This is a genomic window from Nonomuraea sp. NPDC050786 (assembly GCF_040654115.1).
Lineage (GTDB): Bacteria > Actinomycetota > Actinomycetes > Streptosporangiales > Streptosporangiaceae > Nonomuraea.
In genome coordinates, this window is the sequence record NZ_JBFAHJ010000016.1 from 33,704 (window position 1) to 53,849 (window position 20,146).

At 70.8% G+C, this 20,146-nt stretch carries 16 protein-coding genes; 8 read left to right on the forward strand and 8 right to left on the reverse strand.

The window, feature by feature from the left end:
• Positions 1-133 precede the first annotated feature (133 nt).
• From AB0H84_RS27025 to AB0H84_RS27040, 4 genes are all read right to left on the reverse strand, one after another.
• Complete coding sequence (locus AB0H84_RS27025; RefSeq protein ID WP_357609674.1) at positions 134-5,008, reverse strand: NAD-glutamate dehydrogenase; 4,875 nt, start codon at positions 5,006-5,008, stop codon at positions 134-136.
• Positions 5,009-5,046: 38 nt separating this feature from the next.
• Positions 5,047-5,850, reverse strand: a complete 804-nt coding sequence (locus tag AB0H84_RS27030) for a tryptophan 2,3-dioxygenase family protein (protein ID WP_357609677.1) — start codon at positions 5,848-5,850, stop codon at positions 5,047-5,049.
• Between the two features lie 83 nt (positions 5,851-5,933).
• Positions 5,934-6,131: a zf-HC2 domain-containing protein gene (locus tag AB0H84_RS27035; protein ID WP_357609680.1), complete on the reverse strand. Its 198-nt coding sequence runs from the start codon at positions 6,129-6,131 to the stop codon at positions 5,934-5,936.
• On the reverse strand, positions 6,131-6,685 hold the full coding sequence (locus AB0H84_RS27040) for a sigma-70 family RNA polymerase sigma factor (protein WP_357609683.1): 555 nt from the start codon (positions 6,683-6,685) through the stop codon (positions 6,131-6,133). Before AB0H84_RS27040 ends, AB0H84_RS27035 begins: the two co-directional genes overlap by 1 nt.
• A gap of 108 nt (positions 6,686-6,793) precedes the next feature.
• Between AB0H84_RS27040 and AB0H84_RS27045 the strand changes: the two genes are divergently transcribed.
• From AB0H84_RS27045 to AB0H84_RS27065, 5 genes are all read left to right on the forward strand, one after another.
• Positions 6,794-7,438, forward strand: coding sequence for a DUF4142 domain-containing protein (locus tag AB0H84_RS27045; RefSeq protein WP_357609686.1), 645 nt, complete (start codon positions 6,794-6,796; stop codon positions 7,436-7,438).
• Positions 7,435-8,946, forward strand: coding sequence for a DUF1996 domain-containing protein (locus AB0H84_RS27050; protein ID WP_357609689.1), 1,512 nt, complete (start codon positions 7,435-7,437; stop codon positions 8,944-8,946). The genes AB0H84_RS27045 and AB0H84_RS27050 overlap by 4 nt, the downstream gene beginning before the upstream one ends.
• A gap of 69 nt (positions 8,947-9,015) precedes the next feature.
• Positions 9,016-9,864, forward strand: a complete 849-nt coding sequence (locus tag AB0H84_RS27055) for a hypothetical protein (RefSeq protein WP_357609692.1) — start codon at positions 9,016-9,018, stop codon at positions 9,862-9,864.
• 25 nt (positions 9,865-9,889) lie between these two features.
• Positions 9,890-11,509, forward strand: coding sequence for an NADH-ubiquinone oxidoreductase-F iron-sulfur binding region domain-containing protein (locus tag AB0H84_RS27060; RefSeq protein ID WP_357609695.1), 1,620 nt, complete (start codon positions 9,890-9,892; stop codon positions 11,507-11,509).
• An 87-nt stretch (positions 11,510-11,596) separates the two neighbouring features.
• On the forward strand, positions 11,597-13,018 hold the full coding sequence (locus AB0H84_RS27065; RefSeq protein WP_357609697.1) for an FAD-binding oxidoreductase: 1,422 nt from the start codon (positions 11,597-11,599) through the stop codon (positions 13,016-13,018).
• Here AB0H84_RS27065 and AB0H84_RS27070 read toward each other — a convergent pair.
• Positions 13,015-13,797: a L,D-transpeptidase family protein gene (locus tag AB0H84_RS27070; RefSeq protein ID WP_357609700.1), complete on the reverse strand. Its 783-nt coding sequence runs from the start codon at positions 13,795-13,797 to the stop codon at positions 13,015-13,017. The genes AB0H84_RS27065 and AB0H84_RS27070 overlap by 4 nt on opposite strands.
• 173 nt (positions 13,798-13,970) lie before the next feature.
• Between AB0H84_RS27070 and AB0H84_RS27075 the strand changes: the two genes are divergently transcribed.
• Positions 13,971-14,609, forward strand: coding sequence for a GNAT family protein (locus AB0H84_RS27075; protein ID WP_357609702.1), 639 nt, complete (start codon positions 13,971-13,973; stop codon positions 14,607-14,609).
• A 9-nt stretch (positions 14,610-14,618) separates the two neighbouring features.
• Here the strand turns inward: AB0H84_RS27075 and AB0H84_RS27080 are convergent, their stop codons facing one another.
• Genes AB0H84_RS27080 through AB0H84_RS27090 form a run of 3 tightly spaced genes read right to left on the reverse strand, consistent with a single transcriptional unit; the run spans position 14,619 to position 17,880 of the window.
• Positions 14,619-15,395 (reverse strand): ABC transporter permease, encoded by a 777-nt coding sequence (locus tag AB0H84_RS27080; RefSeq protein ID WP_357609706.1) that lies wholly within the window; start codon positions 15,393-15,395, stop codon positions 14,619-14,621.
• Complete coding sequence (locus AB0H84_RS27085; protein WP_357609708.1) at positions 15,392-16,966, reverse strand: ABC transporter permease subunit; 1,575 nt, start codon at positions 16,964-16,966, stop codon at positions 15,392-15,394. Before AB0H84_RS27085 ends, AB0H84_RS27080 begins: the two co-directional genes overlap by 4 nt.
• Positions 16,963-17,880 carry an ATP-binding cassette domain-containing protein gene (locus tag AB0H84_RS27090; RefSeq protein WP_357609711.1) on the reverse strand — a complete coding sequence of 306 codons (918 nt, stop codon included), beginning with the start codon at positions 17,878-17,880 and terminating at the stop codon, positions 16,963-16,965. Before AB0H84_RS27090 ends, AB0H84_RS27085 begins: the two co-directional genes overlap by 4 nt.
• A 135-nt stretch (positions 17,881-18,015) precedes the next feature.
• Between AB0H84_RS27090 and AB0H84_RS27095 the strand changes: the two genes are divergently transcribed.
• Together AB0H84_RS27095 and AB0H84_RS27100 are read left to right on the forward strand one after the other, a co-directional pair.
• Positions 18,016-19,461 carry a sensor histidine kinase gene (locus tag AB0H84_RS27095; protein ID WP_357609714.1) on the forward strand — a complete coding sequence of 482 codons (1,446 nt, stop codon included), beginning with the start codon at positions 18,016-18,018 and terminating at the stop codon, positions 19,459-19,461.
• On the forward strand, positions 19,458-20,135 hold the full coding sequence (locus AB0H84_RS27100; RefSeq protein WP_357609717.1) for a response regulator transcription factor: 678 nt from the start codon (positions 19,458-19,460) through the stop codon (positions 20,133-20,135). Before AB0H84_RS27095 ends, AB0H84_RS27100 begins: the two co-directional genes overlap by 4 nt.
• Positions 20,136-20,146: the final 11 nt, after the last annotated feature.

Below are 20,146 nucleotides of genomic sequence, written 5' to 3' on the forward strand. Positions count from 1 at the left end.
TGGCGCGCCGGCCACCGTGAAGGGGCCGAGGTGCTCCTGCGGCGGCTGATCTACCGCCGCAGCACCACCGCGGACCGGCGAAGGTGCTCCTGCGGCGGCTGACCTACCGCCGCAAGAGCACGGGCGGCACGCCCTAGGAATCCGCGTGCGGCAGGTTGCTGGTCGACACCAGCGTGCGGATGGCGCGGAGGGCGACCGAGAGCGTGGCCAGGTCGAAGTGGTCGCTCTCCCAGATCTCCGACAGCGTCTGACGGGCCCGGGAGACCGCCGCCGAGTTGGCCTCCGACCATCTGGCCAGCCGCTCCTCCGGCGACAGCCCAGGCGTGCTGTGGGCCAGCACGTCACGGGTCAGCGAGGCGTGCGCGGCGTAGAGGTCGTCGCGCAGGGCGGAGCGGGCCATCGAGTTCCAGCGGTTGTCCCGGGGCAGCGCGATCACGCGCTCCCTGAGACGCGCCAGCTGGAGCCGGTCCGCCAGGTCGAAGTAGACCTCCGCCACCTCGTTGACCGGGCGGCCCGTCACCGACGCGACCTCGATCAGGTCCAGCATCGAGTACGCCGGCACCATCGCGGCCACCCGCTCGGCCAGCTCCGTCGGCACGCCCCTGGCCACGAACGAGTCGCGGCGCTCCTCGTAGGCAGCCAGGTCGGGACCGGTCAGCAGCTTGGGGATGTGCGACAGCAGGCCGTTGACGCCCTTCACGAAGAAGCTGACGGAGCCGGCCAGGTCCAGCGGCGGGCGGCGGTTGCCCAGCAGCCAGCGGGTGCCGCGCTCGGCGAGCTTGCGGGCCTCCAGCAGCATGGCGATCTGGACCTCTGTGCCGACCTTGTTGTCCAGGGATTCCACGGCCCGGTGGAAGCTGGCCAGGTCGAACACCTCACGCGCCACGAGGTAGGCACGCACGATGTCAGGCGTCGAGGCGCCGGTCTCCTCGCCGAAGCGGTACATGAACGTGGTGCCCATGGAGTTGACCAGCTCGTTCACCACGCAGGTGGTGATGATCTCCCGCCGCAGCGGGTGGTTGTCCATGTAGGGCCTGAAGCGCTCGCGCAGCGCCGAGGGGAAGTACGACACCAGCCAGGAGGCCAGGTAGGGGTCGTCGGGGAGGTCGGAGCCCAGCAGCTCGGCGTCGGCCACCAGCTTGGTGTAGGCGAGCAGCACGGAGAACTCCGGCGCGGTCAGGCCGAGCCTGGCCTGGCGGCGCTCGGCCAGCGTCTTGTCCGAGGGCAGGAACTCCAGCTCCCGGTTGACCAGCCCGTCCCGTTCCAGCCGCCGCAGGTAGCGGGCGTGGATGTGGAGCATCTCCACGGCCTGCGAGCGTGTCGCGGCGAGGACCACGTTCTGGGCGTAGTTGTCACGCAGCACCAGCTCGGCGACCTCGTCGGTCATCGAGGTGAAGACCTGGTTGCGCTGCTTGTCGGTGAGCTCGCCGTCGCGTACGACCTGGTCGAGCAGGATCTTGATGTTCACCTCGTGGTCGGAGGTGTCCACCCCGGCCGAGTTGTCGATGAAGTCGGTGTTGACCAGCCCGCCGTTCAGCGCGAACTCGATCCGGGCGAGCTGCGTGAACCCCAGGTTGCCGCCCTCGCCGATGACCTTGCAGCGCAGCTCTCCCGCGTTGACCCGCAGCGCGTCGTTGGCCTTGTCGCCCACGTCCGCGTGGGACTCGGAGGAGGCCTTGACGTACGTGCCGATGCCGCCGTTCCACAGCAGGTCGACGGGGGCCCGCAGGATGGCGCTGATCAGGTCGTTCGGCGTCAGGGAGTTGACGCCGGCCGGGATGCCGAGCGCCGCGTGCATCTGCGGCGTGATGTGGATGGACTTGGCCGTGCGCGGGAAGACGCCGCCGCCCTGCGAGATCAGCTTGGCGTCGTAGTCCTCCCAGGAGCTGCGCGGCAGCTGGAAGAGCCGCTGGCGCTCCTCGAACGAGCGGGCCGCGTCGGGCGAGGGGTCGATGAAGATGTGCCGGTGGTCGAACGCGGCCACCAGCCGGATGTGCCGGGACAGCAGCATGCCGTTGCCGAAGACGTCGCCGGACATGTCGCCGATGCCGGCCACCGTGAAGTCGGTGGTCTGCACGTCCACGCCCATGGTCCTGAAGTGGTACTTGACCGACTCCCACGCACCGCGGGCGGTGATGCCCATGACCTTGTGGTCGTAGCCGATCGAGCCACCGGAGGCGAACGCGTCGCCCAGCCAGAAGCCGTACTCCTTGGCCACGCTGTTGGCGATGTCGGAGAAGGTCGCGGTGCCCTTGTCGGCGGCGACCACGAGGTAGGTGTCGTCGCCGTCGTGCCGCACCACGTCGGGCGGCGGCACGACCTTGCCGTCCTGGAGGTTGTCGGTCACGTCGAGGAGCCCGGAGATGAACGTCCGGTAGCAGGCCACGCCCTCGGCGAGCATGTCCTCCCGCGATCCGGATGTAGGCGGCTTCTTTACGACAAATCCGCCTTTAGACCCAGTCGGCACGATGACGGTATTTTTCACCATCTGTGCCTTCACCAGGCCGAGGATCTCCGTACGGAAGTCCTCCATCCGGTCCGACCACCGCAGGCCGCCCCGCGCCACCTTCCCGAAGCGCAGGTGCACGCCCTCGACCCGCGGCGAGTACACGAAGATCTCGTACTTCGGCCGGGGCAGCGGCAGCACGCTGATCGCCTGCGGGTCGAACTTCAGGGAGATGTACGGCTTGCGCCTGCCGTCCACGGTCTGGAAGTAGTTGGTGCGCAGGGTCGCCAGGATCATCTCGAGGTACGCCCGCAGGATCCGGTCCTCGTCCAGCGAGGCCACCTCGTCGAGCGCTCCCAGGATCTCCTCGTGCAGCGCCTCGGCGAGATCGACCCGCACGTCCTCGGAGCGCCGCGGGTCGAGCCTGGCCTCGAAGAGGCGTACGAGCAGCCGCGCCAGCCGCACGTTGCCGGCCAGCACCCGCTCCATGTAGGACTGCGAGAACGTGCCCCCGGCCTGCCGCAGGTACTTGGCGTAGACCCGCAGGATCTCGACCTGCTCCCAGGTCAGCCCGGCGCTCAGGATCAGCGAGTTGAGGTTGTCGGCCTGGACCTGGCCCTTCCACAGGGCGGTGAGGCCGTCCTGGAAGAGCCGCTTGAAGTCGTTCTTGTCGACCTCGTCGGACGGGGTGTAGCGCAGGCCGAAGTCGTAGATCCAGGCGTTCTTGGTGTTGGGGTCGTTGTCGCGGTCGATCTCATAAGGCCGCTCGTCCACGACCTCCACGCCGAGCCGCTGGATCAGCGGCAGCGCCTGGGAGAGCGAGATGGGCGAGCCGACCTTGTAGATCTTGAGCCGCCGCTCCCCCTCGGTCGCGTCGTACGGCTCGTAGAGGTTGATGCCCACTTCCTCGTCGTCGCCCGCCGCGACGAGCTCCTCCAGGCGGCGCAGGTCCACCACGGCCACCTTGGGCGGGAAGTCCACCTTGTAGCCTTCGGGGAACGCGGAGGCGTACCGGCGGATCAGCCCCGGCGCCTCCTCCTCCGAGGTCATCTCCCCCAGCGCGGCGGCCAGGTCGTCCTCCCAGGAGCGGGTGAGCGCCGCCAGGCGCGCCTCCAGCTCCTCCACGTCCACGCCCGGCGGCGGGAGCTGCTTGCCGCGCTCGCCCCGCACGACCACGTGCAGCCGGGCCAGCACCGACTCCCCGATCATCGCGCTGTAGTCGAGCGACCTGCCGCCCAGCGCCTTCAGCAGCACCTCCTGCATCTTCAGCCGCACCTTGGTGGTGTAGCGGTCGCGCGGCAGGTAGATCAGGCAGGAGATGTAGCGGCCGTAGTCGTCGCGGCGCAGGAACAGCTTGACCTGCTTGCGCTCGCGCAGCCGCAGCACGCCGAGCGCGATCGGCAGGAGCTGGTCGACCGAGGTCTGGAAGAGCTCGTCGCGGGGGAACGTCTCGAGGATCTCGATCAGGTCCTTGCCGTCGTGGCTGTCAGGCGCCAGCCCGGCCCGCTCGAGCACGTCGGCCAGCTTCCGCCTGAGCACGGGGATCCTGGAGATGGACTCGTTGTACGCCACGTGCGTGAACAGGCCGAGGAAGCGCCGCTCCCCGATCACCTCGCCCTCGGGCGAGAACAGCTTGACCCCGATGTAGTCGAGATAGGTCGCCCGGTGGACGGTGGCCCTGGAGTTGGCCTTGGTGATGATCAGGAGCTGCTTGTCGCGCGCCTTGGCGCGCACCTCGGCGGGCAGCGCCGAGAAGCTGTCGGAGCCCACCTTGTCGTCGCGCAGGATGCCCAGGGCCGCCCCGGGCAGCGCCCGCAGCGCCTCGCCCTCGTCGGTGTGCTCGAGCCGGTACTCGCGGTAGCCCAGGAAGGTGAAATGCCCGTCGGCGAGCCAGCGCAGCAGGTCGAGGCTGTCCTCGACCTCCGCGGGCTCCAGCGGCGGCGGGCTCATGCTCAGGTCTTCCGCGGTCTGCACGGCCAGCGCCCGCATCTTCCTGAAGTCCTCGACCGCGTGGCGCACGTCGGTGAGCACCCGCTGCAGGTCGGCCTCGAGCCTGCCGAGCGCCTCGGGGTCGGCCTGCCGGTCGATCTCGATGTGCATCCACGACTCGACCATGATCTGGCCGGTGACGTCCTCCTGGCCGCGGCCGAGCATCCGGCCCGTCATGTCGCGGCGCACCCGCATCTGCGGGTGGACGACCAGATGGATGCCCAGGTCGTGCCGGTCGAGCTCCATCGTCACCGAGTCGACCAGGAACGGCATGTCGTCGGTGACCACCTCGACGACGGAGTGCCCCGGGTCCCAGCCGTTCTCCTCAAGGGTGGGGGTGTAGGCCCGGACGACCGCCCTGCCCTGGGGGCGGACCTCGGCCAGCTGCCGCTGCGACATCGCGGGGCCGTACACGTCAACGGGGTTGCGGTCGAGCAGGTCCTCGGGTGCGACATGCCGGTAGTAGACCCGGAGGAAGGACAGGGCCTCCTCCGTGCTCACATGTTCGCTGCCGACCGCGCAACTCTCCGCGGCTCTCTGGAGCAGCTCATCCTTGGCCTCGTCGAGGGGCATTTCGGTCTCACTCCTTTGTGAGGGTTTGCCATGGCTTTTCATAGCCAGGCCCTTAGTTCCCACAACAGTGGGAAGTAGTGCATGCGCGTTCTACCGCGCAGATAGGGGGCACCGGTCGAGCCTCCCGTGCCGGACTTGGTGCCGATCTGGCGTTCGACCATCTGGACGTGACGCATCCGCCAGTGCGCTGCGTTCTCGTCGTGCGTCAGCAGGTCTTCGGCCAGTTGCCACAGGTCGTCGTAAGACCTGCGGTCCCTCGCCACGGCCAGCAGCGAGTCCATGATCTCGTCGTCGGAGACCGGCAGGCCACGCTGGGAGAGGGCGGTGAGGTAAGCATCCCACAGCGTGGGCTCCTCCAGCCTGCGGCGCAGCCGCGCGAGCTCCGTGTCGCTGACGTGCCTGAAGCTGCTGAGATAACGCTCGTCCTTCAGCCCCGACAGGAACTCCAGCTCCCGGAACTGCACCGACTGGAAGCCACTGGCCGGCTCCAGCTTGGCCCGGAACGCGAGGAAGTCCTGAGGCGTCATCGTCTCCAGGACGTCCACCTGCTCGATCAGCACCTTCTCGACCGCGTGCACCCGGTGGAACAGGTGCCTGGCCTGCCAGAGCTCGCCCTCGAACATGGCCTCTCTGGCGCTCTCCAGCTCGTGGAGCAGCAGCTTGAACCACAGCTCGTAGACCTGGTGAATGGTGATGAAGAGCAGCTCGTCGGGGGCCTCCGACTCCGGCTGCTGCTGTGCGAGAAGCGCGGGCAGGCGAAGGTAGCCACCGTACGACAGCCGGCCGCCTTCCTCGCCGAACCGCCGATGCGGGGGAACGGGCGCATCACCGTCGATGCCCACCGAACACCTCCCCCTGACCGCCCGGTGTCCTCACCGGACGCGAAGCCTCGCCGTACCGATACCACCCGAAAAGGGCACAGACGTCAACGTGACATCGACATCGGGGGGTCGTCGTCGGAGGCTGAGGGAGTGTTCTTGAGCTCGTCGAGCTGCTCCGGGAGCTCGGCAAGATCAATCAACTCCGCCTGGCATCTCTCGCACGTGTCGAGGTGGCGTTCGAACGCCTCGTGCTCCTCAGGATCGAGGACACCGAGGACGTAGGCGGCCACCTCGTCATGCATCAGCCGGCTACCCCCTTGTCCCGCAACTGCTCACGGAGAGCCCGTATCCCGTAGTAGAGCCGGGACTTCACCGTGCCCGGCGGGATCCCCAGAATCTCCGCCGCCTCATTTATCGTACGGTCTCTGAGGTAGGTCTGCTCTATGACTTCGCGGTGTTCTTCAGAGAGGCTGCGAAGCGCGTCGGCGACAACGATCGCCGAGAGGGCACGCTCCGAGCCGTCGGGTACCGCCATCATGTCGACTTCGGGCGGCTCGACCTCGTGAGGCCGGACGCTCTTCCGTCGACGTCCGTCGATAACGATGCGGCGGGCTACCGTCAGTAGCCACGCCCATATAAGGCCTGGTTCCCATTGCAGTCTTGCCGAGTTTCGCCAGGCTCTGACGAGCGTCTCCTGCACGACGTCTTCGGCCCATTGGAGGTCGTTACCTGTCGATTTGCGTACGTGGCGCAGCAGAGGGCCGCCGAACTCCTGGTAAAGCAGCGCGATGCGATGCTCCGCCTCGGCATCCGCACTCTCGAACCTGCCGTCGAGGTGACCTAGCACGGGGCACATCTTTACACCTTCGTTATCAGTCCGGTAGCCACTCCGATAACTCCAGTCATTTCTAACTATCTCCGGCCATGACTGAACCAGTCCCGCCGGGCCCGCGTACCTCCGACCATGCACAGGCTTTTGCGCGGCGAGCTCTTCATGCTCGGTGGCTTCGTCGTAGCGGCCGCGGTGACGATCGTGCTGGTCATGCCGCCCTCGATCGATCCCGCGGCCGCGTCGTGGACGCAGACGTCCTCAGGACCGCTCACGGCCGCTGACCGCGATCTGCTCATCAAGGTGCGCCAGGCCGGCCTCTGGGAGATGCCCGCGGGTGAGTACGCCCAGACCCGCGCCGAGGCCCAGCGCGTGAAGGAGGTCGGCAAGCTGATCATGCAGGACCACATGAAGCTGGACCTGATCACCCGGCAGACGGCCAAGAAGCTCGGCGTGGCGCTTCCCGACGAGCCCAACGCCGACCAGCAGAGCTGGCTGGCCCAGCTGGCCGCGGAGAGCGGCCCCGCCTTCGACAAGGACTACGCGAACCTGTTGCGTGCCGCGCACGGCAAGGTCTTCACCGTGGTGGCGGGCGTACGGTCCGGGACGCGCAACGCGGAGATCAGGAAGTTCGCCGAGCAAGGCATCAACTTCGTCATGCGCCACATGACCCTCCTGGAGTCCACCGGCCTGGTCGACCACAACCAGTTGCCCGAACCCCCGTCGCCCTCACCCGCTCCACCCGTCGCGATGGCGGTCGAAACAAGGAGACACATATGAGGAGATCCAGACGCATGGCCGCGGCCATGTCTGCTTTGGCCGTGGCGGCAGGCGGCCTGGTGTCCGCTGCTGTCATCGGCGTCGGCCCGGCACACGCCGACCACTGCGACCCGGCCCAGGCCAACCAGACGCCGCAGGCAACCCAGACGCCGCAGCGGAACCGGAACCGGAACCAGAATCAGGACCAGAACCAGCAGCAAGATCAAGACCAGCAGGGCCAGAACCAGGACCAGCAGGGGCAGGATCAGCAGGGTCAGGACCAGAACCAGGATCAAGGTCGGCAGCAGGACCAGGGCCGGCAGCAGGACCAGCAGAACGGCGATCAGCAGCAGAACGGCGACCAGCAGCAGAACGGCGACCAGCAGGACCAGGCTGCCCAGGGTGGCGGCGCCGCCGTGCTGGACCCGGCCCAGTCCCCCGAGTCCAACGACAACAACGGGGACGACCAGTTCCAGACCGCCGATCCGGACCAGAACGCCCAGACGTTCCGCCGCCGCAACCGCCCGACCAGGACCGCCACGCCGGTGCCGAGCCAGGGTCAGGGCCAGAACGGGAACGGCAACGGCAACGGCAACGGCAACGGCAACGGCAACCCCACCGCCTCGCCCACGGCCCCCAACGACGACGATCACAACGAGTGCGCCGACCTCGGCCCGTTCGTCCAGGACTTCGTCGACATCCGCCAGGTGCAGCCGCGTCAGCTCGACGCCCGCATCGGCAGGAACGGCTCGCGGGGCAGCTTCGTCTCCGCGTGCGGGACGAACCGCAACGGCCACAACAACCCGGACAACTTCATCGTGGCCCCCGGCGTGAGCAACGGCGCCCACCACCTCCACGACTACGTGGGCAACCTGTCGACGAACGGCTTCTCCACGGACGAGAGCCTGGCCGCGGCGGGGACCACGTGCCGGTTCGGCGATAAATCCACCTACTTCTGGCCGGTCCTCAGAGACCGCAAGGTGGACGTCAACACCGAGGACGCGGACGGCAACGTCGGCCAGGTGCTGCGTGCCCGCTCCGTGACGCTGCAGTTCCGCGGCAACGCCACCTCCAGGGTCGTCGCGATGCCGAGGTTCCTCAGGCTGATCACCGGTGACGCCAAGGCGGCCACCAACGGCGGCGCCAACGCCAGGGCCGCCTGGACCTGCACGGGATTCCAAAATCGCATAAGTCCCGACAAATATCCGCTTTGCCCGCGCGGCAGCCAGGTCGTTCGTATCCTGGATTTCCCTAGCTGCTGGGACGGCCAGAACACCGACAGCGCCAATCACAGAACGCACGTGGTCTTCCCTGGTCAGGATGGCGCCTGCCCGCAGGGCACCAGGGCGATTCCGGCACTGCGCATGACCCTCACGTACTCCGTGCCGCAGGGCCCGTCCTTCGCCGTGGACGCCTTCCCCGAACAGAAGCACAACCCGGTCACCGACCACGCTGACTTCGCGAACGTGATGCCCGACCGATTGATGCAGTTCGTCGTCTCATGCATCAACCGGGGCCGCCGTTGCTGATCTGAACCGCCTTCACGGGCGACCCAGCCTTCCGAGTCGCACCCTCACCCGACCTTGGAGGGAACATAGATGCTCCACAGACGACACCCCCGGCACGCCCCCACCAAGCTGGACTCCAGGAACGTCCGGCTGGGGGCGAGCGCCTCGATCACGGCCGTCCTGCTGTCGGCGTTCGCGCTGACCAGGACGGAACGTGGCGTCGCGCTGCTCGGCCGAGGGGTCAGCTTCCTCGAGTTCTACGCGGGCGTGTTCGCCCTGGTCCTGCTGACCACGACGGTCGCGCTCGGTCTGCTCACGACCGAACGCGTCTTCCTGTCGCCGGCCAACCGGGTCAGGGCGCAGCTCGCGCACAAGGCCACCGCGCTCATCGGACTGGCCTACCTGGTCACGCACATCGCACTCATGATCAGCCTTGGGCACGTACCGCTGGGGGCGGCGTTCGTGCCCGTGTCCGGGCTCTATGTGGGGCTCGGCACGCTGGGCCTGGACCTCATGGTCCTGGCCGTGGCCACGGGAATGCTGAGGGGGCGCTTCGCGGTGCGGAGCAGGCCGTGGATGTGGCGGATCATGCACTCCGCCGCGTACATCGCCTGGCCGGTCGCGATCATGCATGGACTCACGGCCGGGCGCCAGCCGGCCGGTTGGGTGGCCTGGTCCTACGTGGCCTGCCTGGCGGCGGTCGGCTCCGCACTGGTCGTGCGCGTGCTGGCCACGGTGCGCCGGCCGCCGGTCGTACCCGAGAGGATCGAAGGGCCCGCGGTGACGTCGGCCGCCACCGTGGGTGTGCCCGTGGAGCGGCCGCAGAAGGCGGCGGCGCCGGTGGCGGCGGCAGCTCAGGCGGCGGCTCAGGCTGCCGCCAGCCTCAACGCGCCGGTGAGCCTCGCCGACGCCCGCCGCAGATTCCGGGAGGCCGGATGACCCCCGCAACCCTGAAGGAGCAACCGTGATTCCGGCCCGAGTGCCGCGGGTGTTACGCATGGGACCGGCCCGGCTGACCGCCGGGCTCGACCACACCCGGCGGCTGGACCTGCCCGCACACCGCACCCTCCACGGCGCCCCCGAGCCGCGCGAGCTGGGCGAGCTCATCTCGCAGGCCAACGAGGTGGACATGCGCGGCCGCGGCGGGGCGGCATTCCCGTTCGCGCGCAAGCTGCGGGCCGTCGCCGACTCGGCCGGCGCGGGCGAGAGCGTCGTGCTGGTCAACGGCGCCGAGGGCGAGCCCGCCAGCTCCAAGGACGCCATGCTGCTCACCCGCAACCCGCACCTGGTGCTGGACGGCGCGGTGCTGGCGGCAGAGGCGCTGGGCGCCCGGGAGGTGGTCGTCGCGACGGCCGGGGGCGAGGTGGCCGAGGCGTCCGTCGCCGCCGCCGTGGCCGAACGCAGGGCCGCGAACGTCGCGGGCGGCGCGGAGAGCCGCGTCCCGATCCGGGTGGTCGGGATCAAGGAGCGGTTCATTTCCGGGGAGGGCGGCGCGCTCGTCAACGCCGTCAACGGCGAGGAGGGCATCCCGCCCGGCCGCAAGCGGCGGGCCGCGATCAGCGGCGTGGACGGGCTGCCGACCTTGCTGTCCAACACGGAGACGTACGCGCAGTTCGCGCTCCTCGCCGAGCTCGGCCCGGAACGGTACGCCGAGGTCGGCACGAGCAAGGAACCCGGCACCATCCTGCTCACCGTCAGCGGCGGGGCGGCCAACGGCGCGGTCATCGAGGCGCCGACCGGCACCTACCTGGGCGACGTGCTCGCGCTGACCGAGGCCGAGGTCGGCGACGGCGTGCTCATCGGCGGCTACCACGGCGCGTGGCTGTCGGCGGAGGTGGCCCAGAGCGCGGTGCTCTCGCGCGAGGGCATGAAGCAGGCCGGGGCCACCCTGGGAGCGGGCATCATCGTCCCGCTCGGCGAGTCGACGTGCTCGCTGGGCGAGGCCGCCAGGGTCGCCGCCTACCTGGCGGCCGAGTCCGCGGGCCAGTGCGGCCCGTGCCGGCTCGGCCTGCCGGACATCGCCAGGGCCATGTATGCGCTGGTCGAGGGCACCGGCTCGGTGGACGCCGTACGGCGCTGCGTGCGCGGCGTCGAGCGGCGCGGAGCCTGCTTCCATCCGGACGGCACGGCGAAGTTCGTGCTGTCGGCGCTGGACGCGTTCGAGAGCGAGATCGCGCTCCACCTGGAGCACGGCTCGTGCGGACGGCCGGTGCGCGGCGTGCTGCCCATGCCCGAGCGCGAGGCGGACGTGGAGTACCGGCTGGAGGTCGACTGGTCCCGCTGCGCGGGGCACGGCCTGTGCGCGCACCTGCTGCCGGAGTTCGTGGACCTGGATGACTACGGGTTCCCGTCGTTCAGGAACGTCCCAGGATGGATGGCCAAGGAGGCGCGGCGTACCGTCGAGATGTGCCCCGCACTGGCCCTGCGGCTCGTCCAGACCACCGGGGACGGGCCGAAGCCGGTCGGGTCGCCGCTGCGCTTGGTCAAGGACGGGGTGCTCAAGAAGGCCGGGGCGAGCGTGCCCCGGCTCACGCGGGTGGGCGCCGTACCCACCCGGAACGCGCTTGGGGGGACGACCGGGTGAGCCCGAAGTGATGAAGATGTGACCAACCTGGCGGGTCAACCGGACGTCTCACCGATCGGCCGAACACCGATCAGCTGGGGGATGTCCATGGACCGCCGGGACTTTCTGCATGTCGCCGCGCTGGCGCCGCTGGCCGCCGCGGCGTCCCGGACCGGGACGCTCGGGGTCTCCGCGCCGCCGCCCAACTGGGCGCGGCTGCGCACGCAGCTGGCGGGCACGCTCGTGCTGCCCGGCGACGCCGGCTACAACGCCGCGCGCCGCCTCTACAACCCCGCCTTCGACCGCGTACGGCCGGGCGGGGTCGCCTACTGCGCGAACGCGGCCGACGTGTCGGCGTGCCTGACGTTCGCGCGCACCAGCGGCGTGCCGGTCACCACCCGCTCCGGAGGCCACTCCTACGCGGGCTGGTCGACGGGCACGGGGCTGGTGATCGACGTGTCCAGGATGAGTTCGGTCACCTATGCGGGAGGCCGGGCAACGATCGGCGCGGGCGCCAAGCTGATCGACGTCTACGACAAGCTCTCGCGCCACGGCGTGAGCATCCCCGCCGGCTCCTGCCCCACGGTCGGGATCGGCGGGCTCACGCTGGGCGGGGGCATCGGCGTGGTGTCGAGGAAGTACGGGCTCACGTGCGACACCCTCGAGTCCGTACGCGTCGTCACGGCCGACGGCAGGGTGCTGACCTGCGACGCCGCCCGTAACGCCGGTCTCTACTGGGCCTGCAGGGGCGGTGGCGGCGGCAACTTCGGCGTGGCGGTGTCCTTCACGTTCAGGACGTTCGAGGCGCGCGACGTCACCGTGTTCTTCCTGCACTGGCCGTGGTCCAGGGCGGAGGCCGTGGTCAAGGCGTGGCAGTCGTGGGGGCCCTCCGCGCCGGACGAGCTCTGGTCGTCGCTGCACCTGGCGCGCTCGGCGAGCGGCCTGGACGCCTCCGTCGTCGGCACCTACGTCGGCGGCCGGGCCGCGCTCGACCGGCTGCTGGCCCCGCTCGTCGCCAAGGCCGGGCGGCCGTCGTCCCGCTCGGCGCGGACGGTCCCCTATCTGGAGGGCATGAAGGTCATGGGCGGCTGCGCGGCCATGTCGGTCGCCGAGTGCCGGCGGATGCCGCGGGAGGCGTTCTCGGCCAAGTCGCACATGGCGTACGGGAAGCTGCCGGCGGACGGCGTCCGGGCGCTCGTGAACGGGGTGGCGCGCGGCGGACGGCACGCCGTGCTGCTGGACGCCATGGGCGGGGCCATCGGCCGCGTCGGCCCCGCGGCCACGGCATTTCCGCATCGGGCGGCGCTTTTCAGCGTCCAGTATTACGAGGAGGGGACGGATCGGAGGTGGCTGCGCGGCCAACATTCCGACATGTCCAAGTATTTCGGGGACCACGCGTATGTGAATTACATCGACCCCGAATTGAAGACTTGGCGGAATGCGTATTATGGCCCTAACGCGGCCCGGCTCGCCGAGGTGAAGTCCACCTACGACCCCGACCGGCTGTTCCGGCTTCCGCAGGGCGTTTAGGACTTTCCGCGCACATACACCGGCTCTCCTACCTGCACCATTTCGTACAGGCGTACGGCGGTGGGCACCGGGACGCGTACGCAGCCGTGCGAGGAGGGCTTGGTGGGCACCACCGACGAGCCGTGCATTGCGATGCCGCCGTTGAAGTAGAGGGAGTCGAACATCATGCCCAGGGGGCTCTTCTCCCAGCCCGGCACCCGCTTGTAGACCTTGAAGTCACCAACCGGGGTGATGGCGTAGCCGCAGCGGCCGGCCTCGCAGTAGTGCACGTTGGCACCGGTGGAGACATGCGAGGTCAGCACCGGGCGGCGGCGCCGGTAGACGGTGAGGAGTTGGTCGGTCAGGTTGATCTCGACCCGGTTCGCGGGGCCGTCGGGCACCAGGGGGCGCAGCCGTCTGGGTCGCTCGAACTCCTGCCAGATCTTCGGCCCCACCGCGTTCATCGGCCTCATCCGGCGGCTCTTCTGGAAGGCCCAGACCGCGTACCTCGTCTGGACGTCGTACTTGCCGTTCATGGCGCCGTAGTAGAAGCCGCGGTCGTGCAGGCGCTGCTGGAGCAGCTTGACCATGTCGCCCTGGGCGCCCGGCCGCAGAATGGTGACGGCCTCCTCCTCTTCCTCGGCCGCCGGTTGTTCCGCCCGAACAGGCGGTTGTCCCGCTGGAGGCTGCGGCTGCCCCACCTGGCCGGGCGGGTCGTCCGCCAGAGCGGGCAGCACCGCCAGCAGCGGCAGGGCGCATCCTGCGATCAGGGCCGCAAGTACGCAGAACTTTCTCGTCATGAATCGACGGTTACCCAGATCGCCGGGGAATTCATCTCCAGCGCGCGTCCCGCCAAGCAAATTCCAGGAGAATCAGCAACCCCACTAAATACGACAATTTATTTTTTGTCGTACTTCTGTGGGGCGGAAAACGGGTGGCACGGCGGCGGCCACGGATGAAACCATGCGGTGCCATGCGTCACTGGCCGCTCACCGAGCTCTCCATCACGACCCCGCGCCTCGTGCTGCGCTTCCCATCACTCGAAGACCTCGACGAGCTCGGCGACCGGGCCGCCGAGGGCATCCACGAAGAGGGGTTCATGCCGTTCTTCGTCCCGTGGTCGGACGCCGACCCGGCCGAGCGGGCCAGGAACACGATCCAGTACCAGTTCCGCACGTGGGGCGCGTTCACCGCGGCCGACTGGTCGGTGGAGTTCGCCGTCGTCTTCGAGGGCCAGGTCGTGGGCACCCAGGGCATCATGGGCAAGGATTTCCCGGTGACCCGCGAGGTCAAGACCGGCTCCTGGCTGGGGCGGCGCTTCCACGGCCGGGGCATCGGCACCGAGATGCGCCGGGCCGTGCTGCACCTCGCCTTCGCCGGGCTGGGCGCCAGGCACGCGGTGACGGAGGCGTTCGAGGACAACCACCCGTCACTGGCGGTGACGCGGAAGCTCGGCTACCGGGACGACGGGATCTTCATGCACTCCCGCAAGGGCGAGCCGGTCGCCACCCACCGCTTCCGCATGCTCCGCGAGGAATGGACGGAGTCGCCCGGCTTCGAGATCCACAACCTGGCCCCGTGCCTGCCCCTCTTCGGCCTCGACACCCCCTGACGGCGGGAGTCACGCGTCGCGCAGTCGCAGCAGCAGGCCGCCGCCCGCGAGTGCCGCGGCGGCCCAGGCAGCCGCCACGCCCAGGCCGCCCCATGGGCTGATGGGGAGATCGGCGAGATCCACGGTCGTCTGGACGGCCAGCCCCGCGTTGGTCGGAGAGATCGACCAGAGCAGCCGCCTCGACTCCTCACTCGAGACCATGAGGACGGCGATCGGGAACACGTAGAGCAGGCCGAGCACCACCCCGGCGGCCGCCGCGGAGTCGCGTACGGCGGTCGCGAGGCCCAGGCTGAGCAGCGCGATCAGCACCAGGTACAGGACCGAGCCGACGGCGGCGCGCAGAGTGGGCCCGTCGGCCAGGGACAGCGGCGGGTAGCCGTGCGCGGGGACGAAGCCGCTGCCCGGCAGCAGGAGCCGGCCGGCCAGCACGGACCCGAGCACGGCGAGGGTCCCTGCGGCCAGCGTCAGCCCGCCGACCACGACGGCCTTGGCGGCCAGGGCGACGGTCCGGCGGGGCATCGCGGCGAGGCTGGTGTGGATCATGCCCGTGCTGTACTCGCCGCAGATGGCCGGCACGGCCAGCAGGGCGACCATCGCCTGGCCGAGCTGCACGCCGACGAGGCTGATCCGGGCGGCGTCCTGCCCGCACCCCGCCGCCGCGCAGGGCACGACCGCGGCCGCCACCGCACCCGCGGCCACGGTCAGCACGACGAACGCGCCCAGCAGCCACCAGGGCCCCGCCACGGTACGCACCTTGGTCCACTCGGCATGCACTTCGCGCCTCATACGTCGCTCCGGCGCAGCCGGTGGGCGGCCAGGGCGAGGGCCAGGGCCGCGTACGCGCACAGGACGGCGAAGCCCGCCCACGGCGGCAGCGGGAAGTAGCCCTCGGCCGGTGCGTAACGGGCGGTCACCTGCGCATATGTGGGCATGCTCTGCTGGACCGCGAACCCCGCCGCCGGAGTCACCCGCAGCAGCCACCGCGACACCTCCTCCGGCAGGATGGAGGCGACCGCGAGCACGTACGGGACGATGATCGTCACGACGACCGCGATGACGGCCATGGCGCTGCGCCGGAACAGCGCCCCGACGGCGAGGGCGAAGACGGCGGCCACGGCGAGCAGCGCGGCCGTGCCCACGATCACGCGGAGCGAGGTGAGCGGCGCCACCGGCGCGAGCACGTTCCCGTTCGCGGCCAGGATCGACTGCCCGACCGGCACGGTCACGGCCGCGCCGACCAGCCCGGCGGCGAATGCGGCGGCGGCGATCACGACGGCCTTGGCCGCCAGCACCCGGCCGCGCCGCGGGCTGGCGAGCAGCGTGGTGCGGATCAGCCCCCGCCGGTACTCCGCGGTGACGAACAGCACAGCCACCGCCGTCATCGCGACGAGCCCGGTCAACACCCCGGTCAGCACCCGCTCGACCGGCATGCCCTCCGCGGACGGCGCGATGTCGCCCACCCCCGTGACCTTGAACGTGCCACCCGACTGGACGAGCCCGCCCGGATGGTGCGGGGTGACGCCGTCGGCCTCCATCGTGACGCCGATGTCGTCGCGGCCCCACGTGCCCCCGGCCGCCACGCCTCGCACGCCGACCTGGTCCATGACGGCGGTGACCTCGGCGAAGCGCGAGGCGACGGCGGCCCCGCCCATCACGTTCGGGGTCACGGTCAGGTCGCCGGGAGAGGCGGCGAAGAGCCCGATCTCGACCTTCCCGGCGAGCCCGGGCGGGCGGACGGTGCCCACCGTGGTCCAGTGCGAGCCGTCCGCCGACTCCTCGCCGGTGATCGTGTCACCGGTACGGGTCAGCCGGAGCCAGCGCGGCGACGCCGCCGAGACGCCGCCCGGGCGCCCCGCCAGGTCCTCGGTGAAGTTGTACTGCATGTGGACCCCGTGGCTGCCGGTGACCATCAGGGCCGCGTACGCGGTGCCCTGCCGGACGCTCTGCTTGATCATGACCCCGGCCTTGGCCCACGGTGTGACGCCGGGGACGACGTTCCTGACTCCGGGGGTGACGTCGGGCTTGCGGATCTGCCCGGTCATGGAGCTCACGCGTACGGTGACGCTGCCGTCGCCGGCCAGCGGCTGGTGCGCGAAGTAAAAGCGGTCCTGCACGGGCACGCCGCCGGGACCCGTCAGCGGGGCGGGACAGGGCACTTCGATCGGCCCCTTGCTGCACGAGGAGTGGCTGCCGGCCGCGAACAGCACTCCCAGCCCCACGATCAGCAGTGCCACGAGCGCCAGGCCGGCCGTCCAGCCGCGTACTGTGCGGATCTTGGTCCACTCGGCGCGGAGCAGCTGCGCGAAGCCGTCGCGCCCGGTCCGCAGCCCCGAGCGGTAGGGGGTGACGGCGGTCATCGCGCCGCTCCCCTGAACTCGACCGCGTCCCTGGTGAGATCCAGGTACGCCTCCTCCAGCGTCGCGCGGTGGGCGGCCACCTCCGAGAACGGCACCCCCTGCGCGCCGAGCAGCCGCACGATGTGCTCGGCGGCCAGCCCGGAGACCACGAGGGTGTCCCGCTCGGTGACGGTCACGGTGGCGTCCGCGCCGGCCAGCACCGACATCGCCTCGGCGCGGGCCGTCGTACGCAGCGTGACCCGGTCGCGCGAGGCGGTCGTGATCAGGTCGGCCACGCTGGTGTCCGCGACGACCCGGCCCCTGCCCACGACCACGAGATGGCCCGCGGTGTCCTGCAGCTCGCTCATCAGATGGCTGGAGACCAGCACGGCGCGCCCCTCCGCGGCCAGCGACCGCAGGAAGCCGCGGATCCAGACGATGCCCTCGGGGTCGAGGCCGTTGAACGGCTCGTCCAGCATGAGCACCGGCGGGTCGCCGAGCAGCGCGACGGCGATGCCGAGCCGCTGGCGCATCCCCAGCGAGTAGCCGCCCGCCCTGCGCCGGGCCGCGGGGGTCAGCCCGACCTGCTCGATCACCTCGTCCACCCGCCTGGCCCCGAGGCCCTGGGAGTGCGCCAGCCACAGCAGGTGGTTGCGCCCGGTGCGGCTCGGTTGCAGCGCGGCCGCGTCGAGCAGCGCGCCGACGTGGCTCAGGGGGTTGCGCAGGCTCGGGTACGGATGCCCGCCGACCAGCGCACGGCCCTCGTCGGGCGCGTCCAGGCCGAGCACCACCCGCATGGTGGTGGATTTGCCCGCCCCGTTCGGCCCCACGAACCCGGTGACCCGGCCAGGCAGCACGGTGAACGTCATCCCGTCCAGCGCCTGGGTCTGGCCGAACCGCTTGCGCAGGCCGGTTACTTCGATGGTTGCTTCCACGCCAGGCAGACTAGGCAGCGGCCCCTGCCGCGGTCGTCACGCGGCGGAGCGATCTCCGCCGTCGCTGGCGTCAGCTACGTCACGTCCCTCTTGTGAGGGATGCCAGGATCGCCGGCTCCCGGGGACAATGACCTGGTGAGACGAGCGCAGGACCGCGCCGCGCGGCTGGTCGGGGTGGCGTACGGCTGGGGGTGCCGGGTCGCCTCGGCGCCGTACGCGCCGGTCGTGGCGGGCGTGGTGCTGGCGCTGCTCGCGGTGGCCGAGTCGGTCGCGCACGCGGGGAGCGTGTCCGCCTTCAGCGAGACCGTGAGCGCTCCTGTGAACGGCCCAGTGAGCGGCGCTGTGAGCGGCTCGATGAACGGCGCTGTGAGTGGCTCGATGGACGGCTCGATGGACGGCTCGGCCGTGCGGTCCGAGGGGGCGCCGCTGATCCTCGTGGTCTTCTCCCTGCTCGCCCTGGCCACCACGCTGCCGATGCCCTTGCTGTGGGCACAGCCGGCCGTGGCGGCGGTGCTGACCTCAGGGGCGTGCCTGCTGTCGATCAGCGCCTTCCACACCCTGACCGTGGCGGGCGCGGTGGCGCAGCTGGTCACCGGCTACCGGTTCGGACGCCACGGCTCGCCGGTGGCGGCCGTGCTGGTCACCATGCCCTATCCGGTGCTGGCGGCGGCGCTCGGGCCGGGCGACCAGGTGCGGCGGCTCACGCTGCTGCTGGCGTTCCTGGCCCCGGCGGCGGCGCTGGCCGGGATCGCCGTACGGACCCGGCGCACGGCCAGGGCCGACACCGCCGCCCGGCAGGTCATCGCCGACAGCCTGCTCGAGCACACCGCCCGCGGCGAGCGCGCCCGCATCGCCCGCGAGCTGCACGACGTCGTCGCGCACCACATCTCCATGGTGGCCGTGCAGGCGGAGACCGCCCGGCTGGCCGTTCCCGGGATGCCGGCGGCGGGCGCGGAGCGGCTGCTGGCGATCGGTGACACGGCCAGGGCGGCGCTGACCGAGATGCGGCGGCTGCTCGGCGTGCTGCGCGAGGACGCCGAGGCCGAGGCCGCCTGGCGTCCCCAGCCGGGCCTGCGCCTGCACGAGCTCAACGAGCTGGTCGACGAGGCGAGGGAGGCGTCGGGTACGAGCACCCGGCTGATCCTGCGCGGCTCGCCCGTGGAGCTCGACCCCGGCGTGGAGCTGGCCGCGTACCGGATCATCCAGGAGGCGCTCACCAACGCGCGGCGGCACGCGCCGGGGGCGGCGGTGGACGTGGAGCTCGACTACACCGGCGACGACCTGCGCCTGCTCATCCGCGACAACGGCCCGGGGACGCCGAGCGCGGCGGCGGCCGGGCATGAGGCGCCCGGCCTGCGGACGGCGGAGGCGGCCCGGCACGACGTGGCGGGCAGGCGGACGGCGGAGGCGGCGGGACGCGACGCGCCGGGCAAGGGGACAGCGGAGGCGGCCGGGCACGGGCTGGCCGGGATGCGGGAGCGTGCCGCCGCCGTCGGTGGCGAGCTGCGCACGGGTCCCGCGCATGGCGGCGGCTTCCTGGTCGAGGCCCGCCTGCCGGGAAGGGACGGGACGGGCGGATGAGCGGCGGGACCTCCAAGATCAGGATCGTGATCGCCGACGATCACCTGGTCGTGCGGACCGGGTTCGGGGAGCTGCTCGACACCCAGCCCGACTTCGAAGTAGCGGGCACCGCCGCCGACGGGGCCGAGGCGGTGCTGGCCTGTCGCGAGCTCTCCCCCGACGTGGTGCTCATGGACGTGCGCATGCCGGTCATGGACGGCATCGAGGCCACCCGGCGCCTCGCCGGCGGGCCGAAGGTGCTCATCCTGACCACGTTCGACCTCGACGAGTACGTCTACGACGCCCTGCGCGCGGGAGCCAGCGGCTTCCTGCTCAAGGACGTCACGGCCGAGCGCCTCTTCGACGCGGTCCGCGTCATCGCCGCCGGCGAGGCGCTGCTGGCCCCGGCGGTCACCCGCCGCCTCATCAGCGAGTTCGCCCGCCTGGGTCCGAAGCCCGGCCCAGAGCTCGGCAGGGCGGCGCTCTCCTCGCTGACCCCACGGGAGACGCAGGTCCTGCGGCTGGTCGCCGAGGGCCTGTCCAACCCCGAGATCGCGGCCAGGCTGGTGGTCACGGAGGAGACGGTCAAGACGCACGTGAGCCGCGTCCTGGGCAAGCTCGGCCTGCGCGACAGGACCCAGGCCGTCGTCGCCGCGTACGAGTCGGGCCTGGTCGTGCCGCGCGGCCGGACGTGAACGTCCAGCAC

Bases quoted from the DNA above. Each gene is read 5' to 3' on its own strand.
- AB0H84_RS27025 (WP_357609674.1), bottom strand. From the start codon at position 5,008: ATGCCCCTCGACGAGGCCAAGGATGAGCTGCTCCAGAGAGCCGCGGAG.
- AB0H84_RS27035 (WP_357609680.1), bottom strand. From the start codon at position 6,131: ATGCATGACGAGGTGGCCGCCTACGTCCTCGGTGTCCTCGATCCTGAG.
- AB0H84_RS27040 (WP_357609683.1), bottom strand. From the start codon at position 6,685: ATGTGCCCCGTGCTAGGTCACCTCGACGGCAGGTTCGAGAGTGCGGAT.
- AB0H84_RS27045 (WP_357609686.1), top strand. From the start codon at position 6,794: ATGCACAGGCTTTTGCGCGGCGAGCTCTTCATGCTCGGTGGCTTCGTC.
- AB0H84_RS27050 (WP_357609689.1), top strand. From the start codon at position 7,435: ATGAGGAGATCCAGACGCATGGCCGCGGCCATGTCTGCTTTGGCCGTG.
- AB0H84_RS27055 (WP_357609692.1), top strand. From the start codon at position 9,016: ATGCTCCACAGACGACACCCCCGGCACGCCCCCACCAAGCTGGACTCC.
- AB0H84_RS27065 (WP_357609697.1), top strand. From the start codon at position 11,597: ATGGACCGCCGGGACTTTCTGCATGTCGCCGCGCTGGCGCCGCTGGCC.
- AB0H84_RS27070 (WP_357609700.1), bottom strand. From the start codon at position 13,797: ATGACGAGAAAGTTCTGCGTACTTGCGGCCCTGATCGCAGGATGCGCC.
- AB0H84_RS27075 (WP_357609702.1), top strand. From the start codon at position 13,971: ATGCGTCACTGGCCGCTCACCGAGCTCTCCATCACGACCCCGCGCCTC.
- AB0H84_RS27080 (WP_357609706.1), bottom strand. From the start codon at position 15,395: ATGAGGCGCGAAGTGCATGCCGAGTGGACCAAGGTGCGTACCGTGGCG.
- AB0H84_RS27085 (WP_357609708.1), bottom strand. From the start codon at position 16,966: ATGACCGCCGTCACCCCCTACCGCTCGGGGCTGCGGACCGGGCGCGAC.
- AB0H84_RS27100 (WP_357609717.1), top strand. From the start codon at position 19,458: ATGAGCGGCGGGACCTCCAAGATCAGGATCGTGATCGCCGACGATCAC.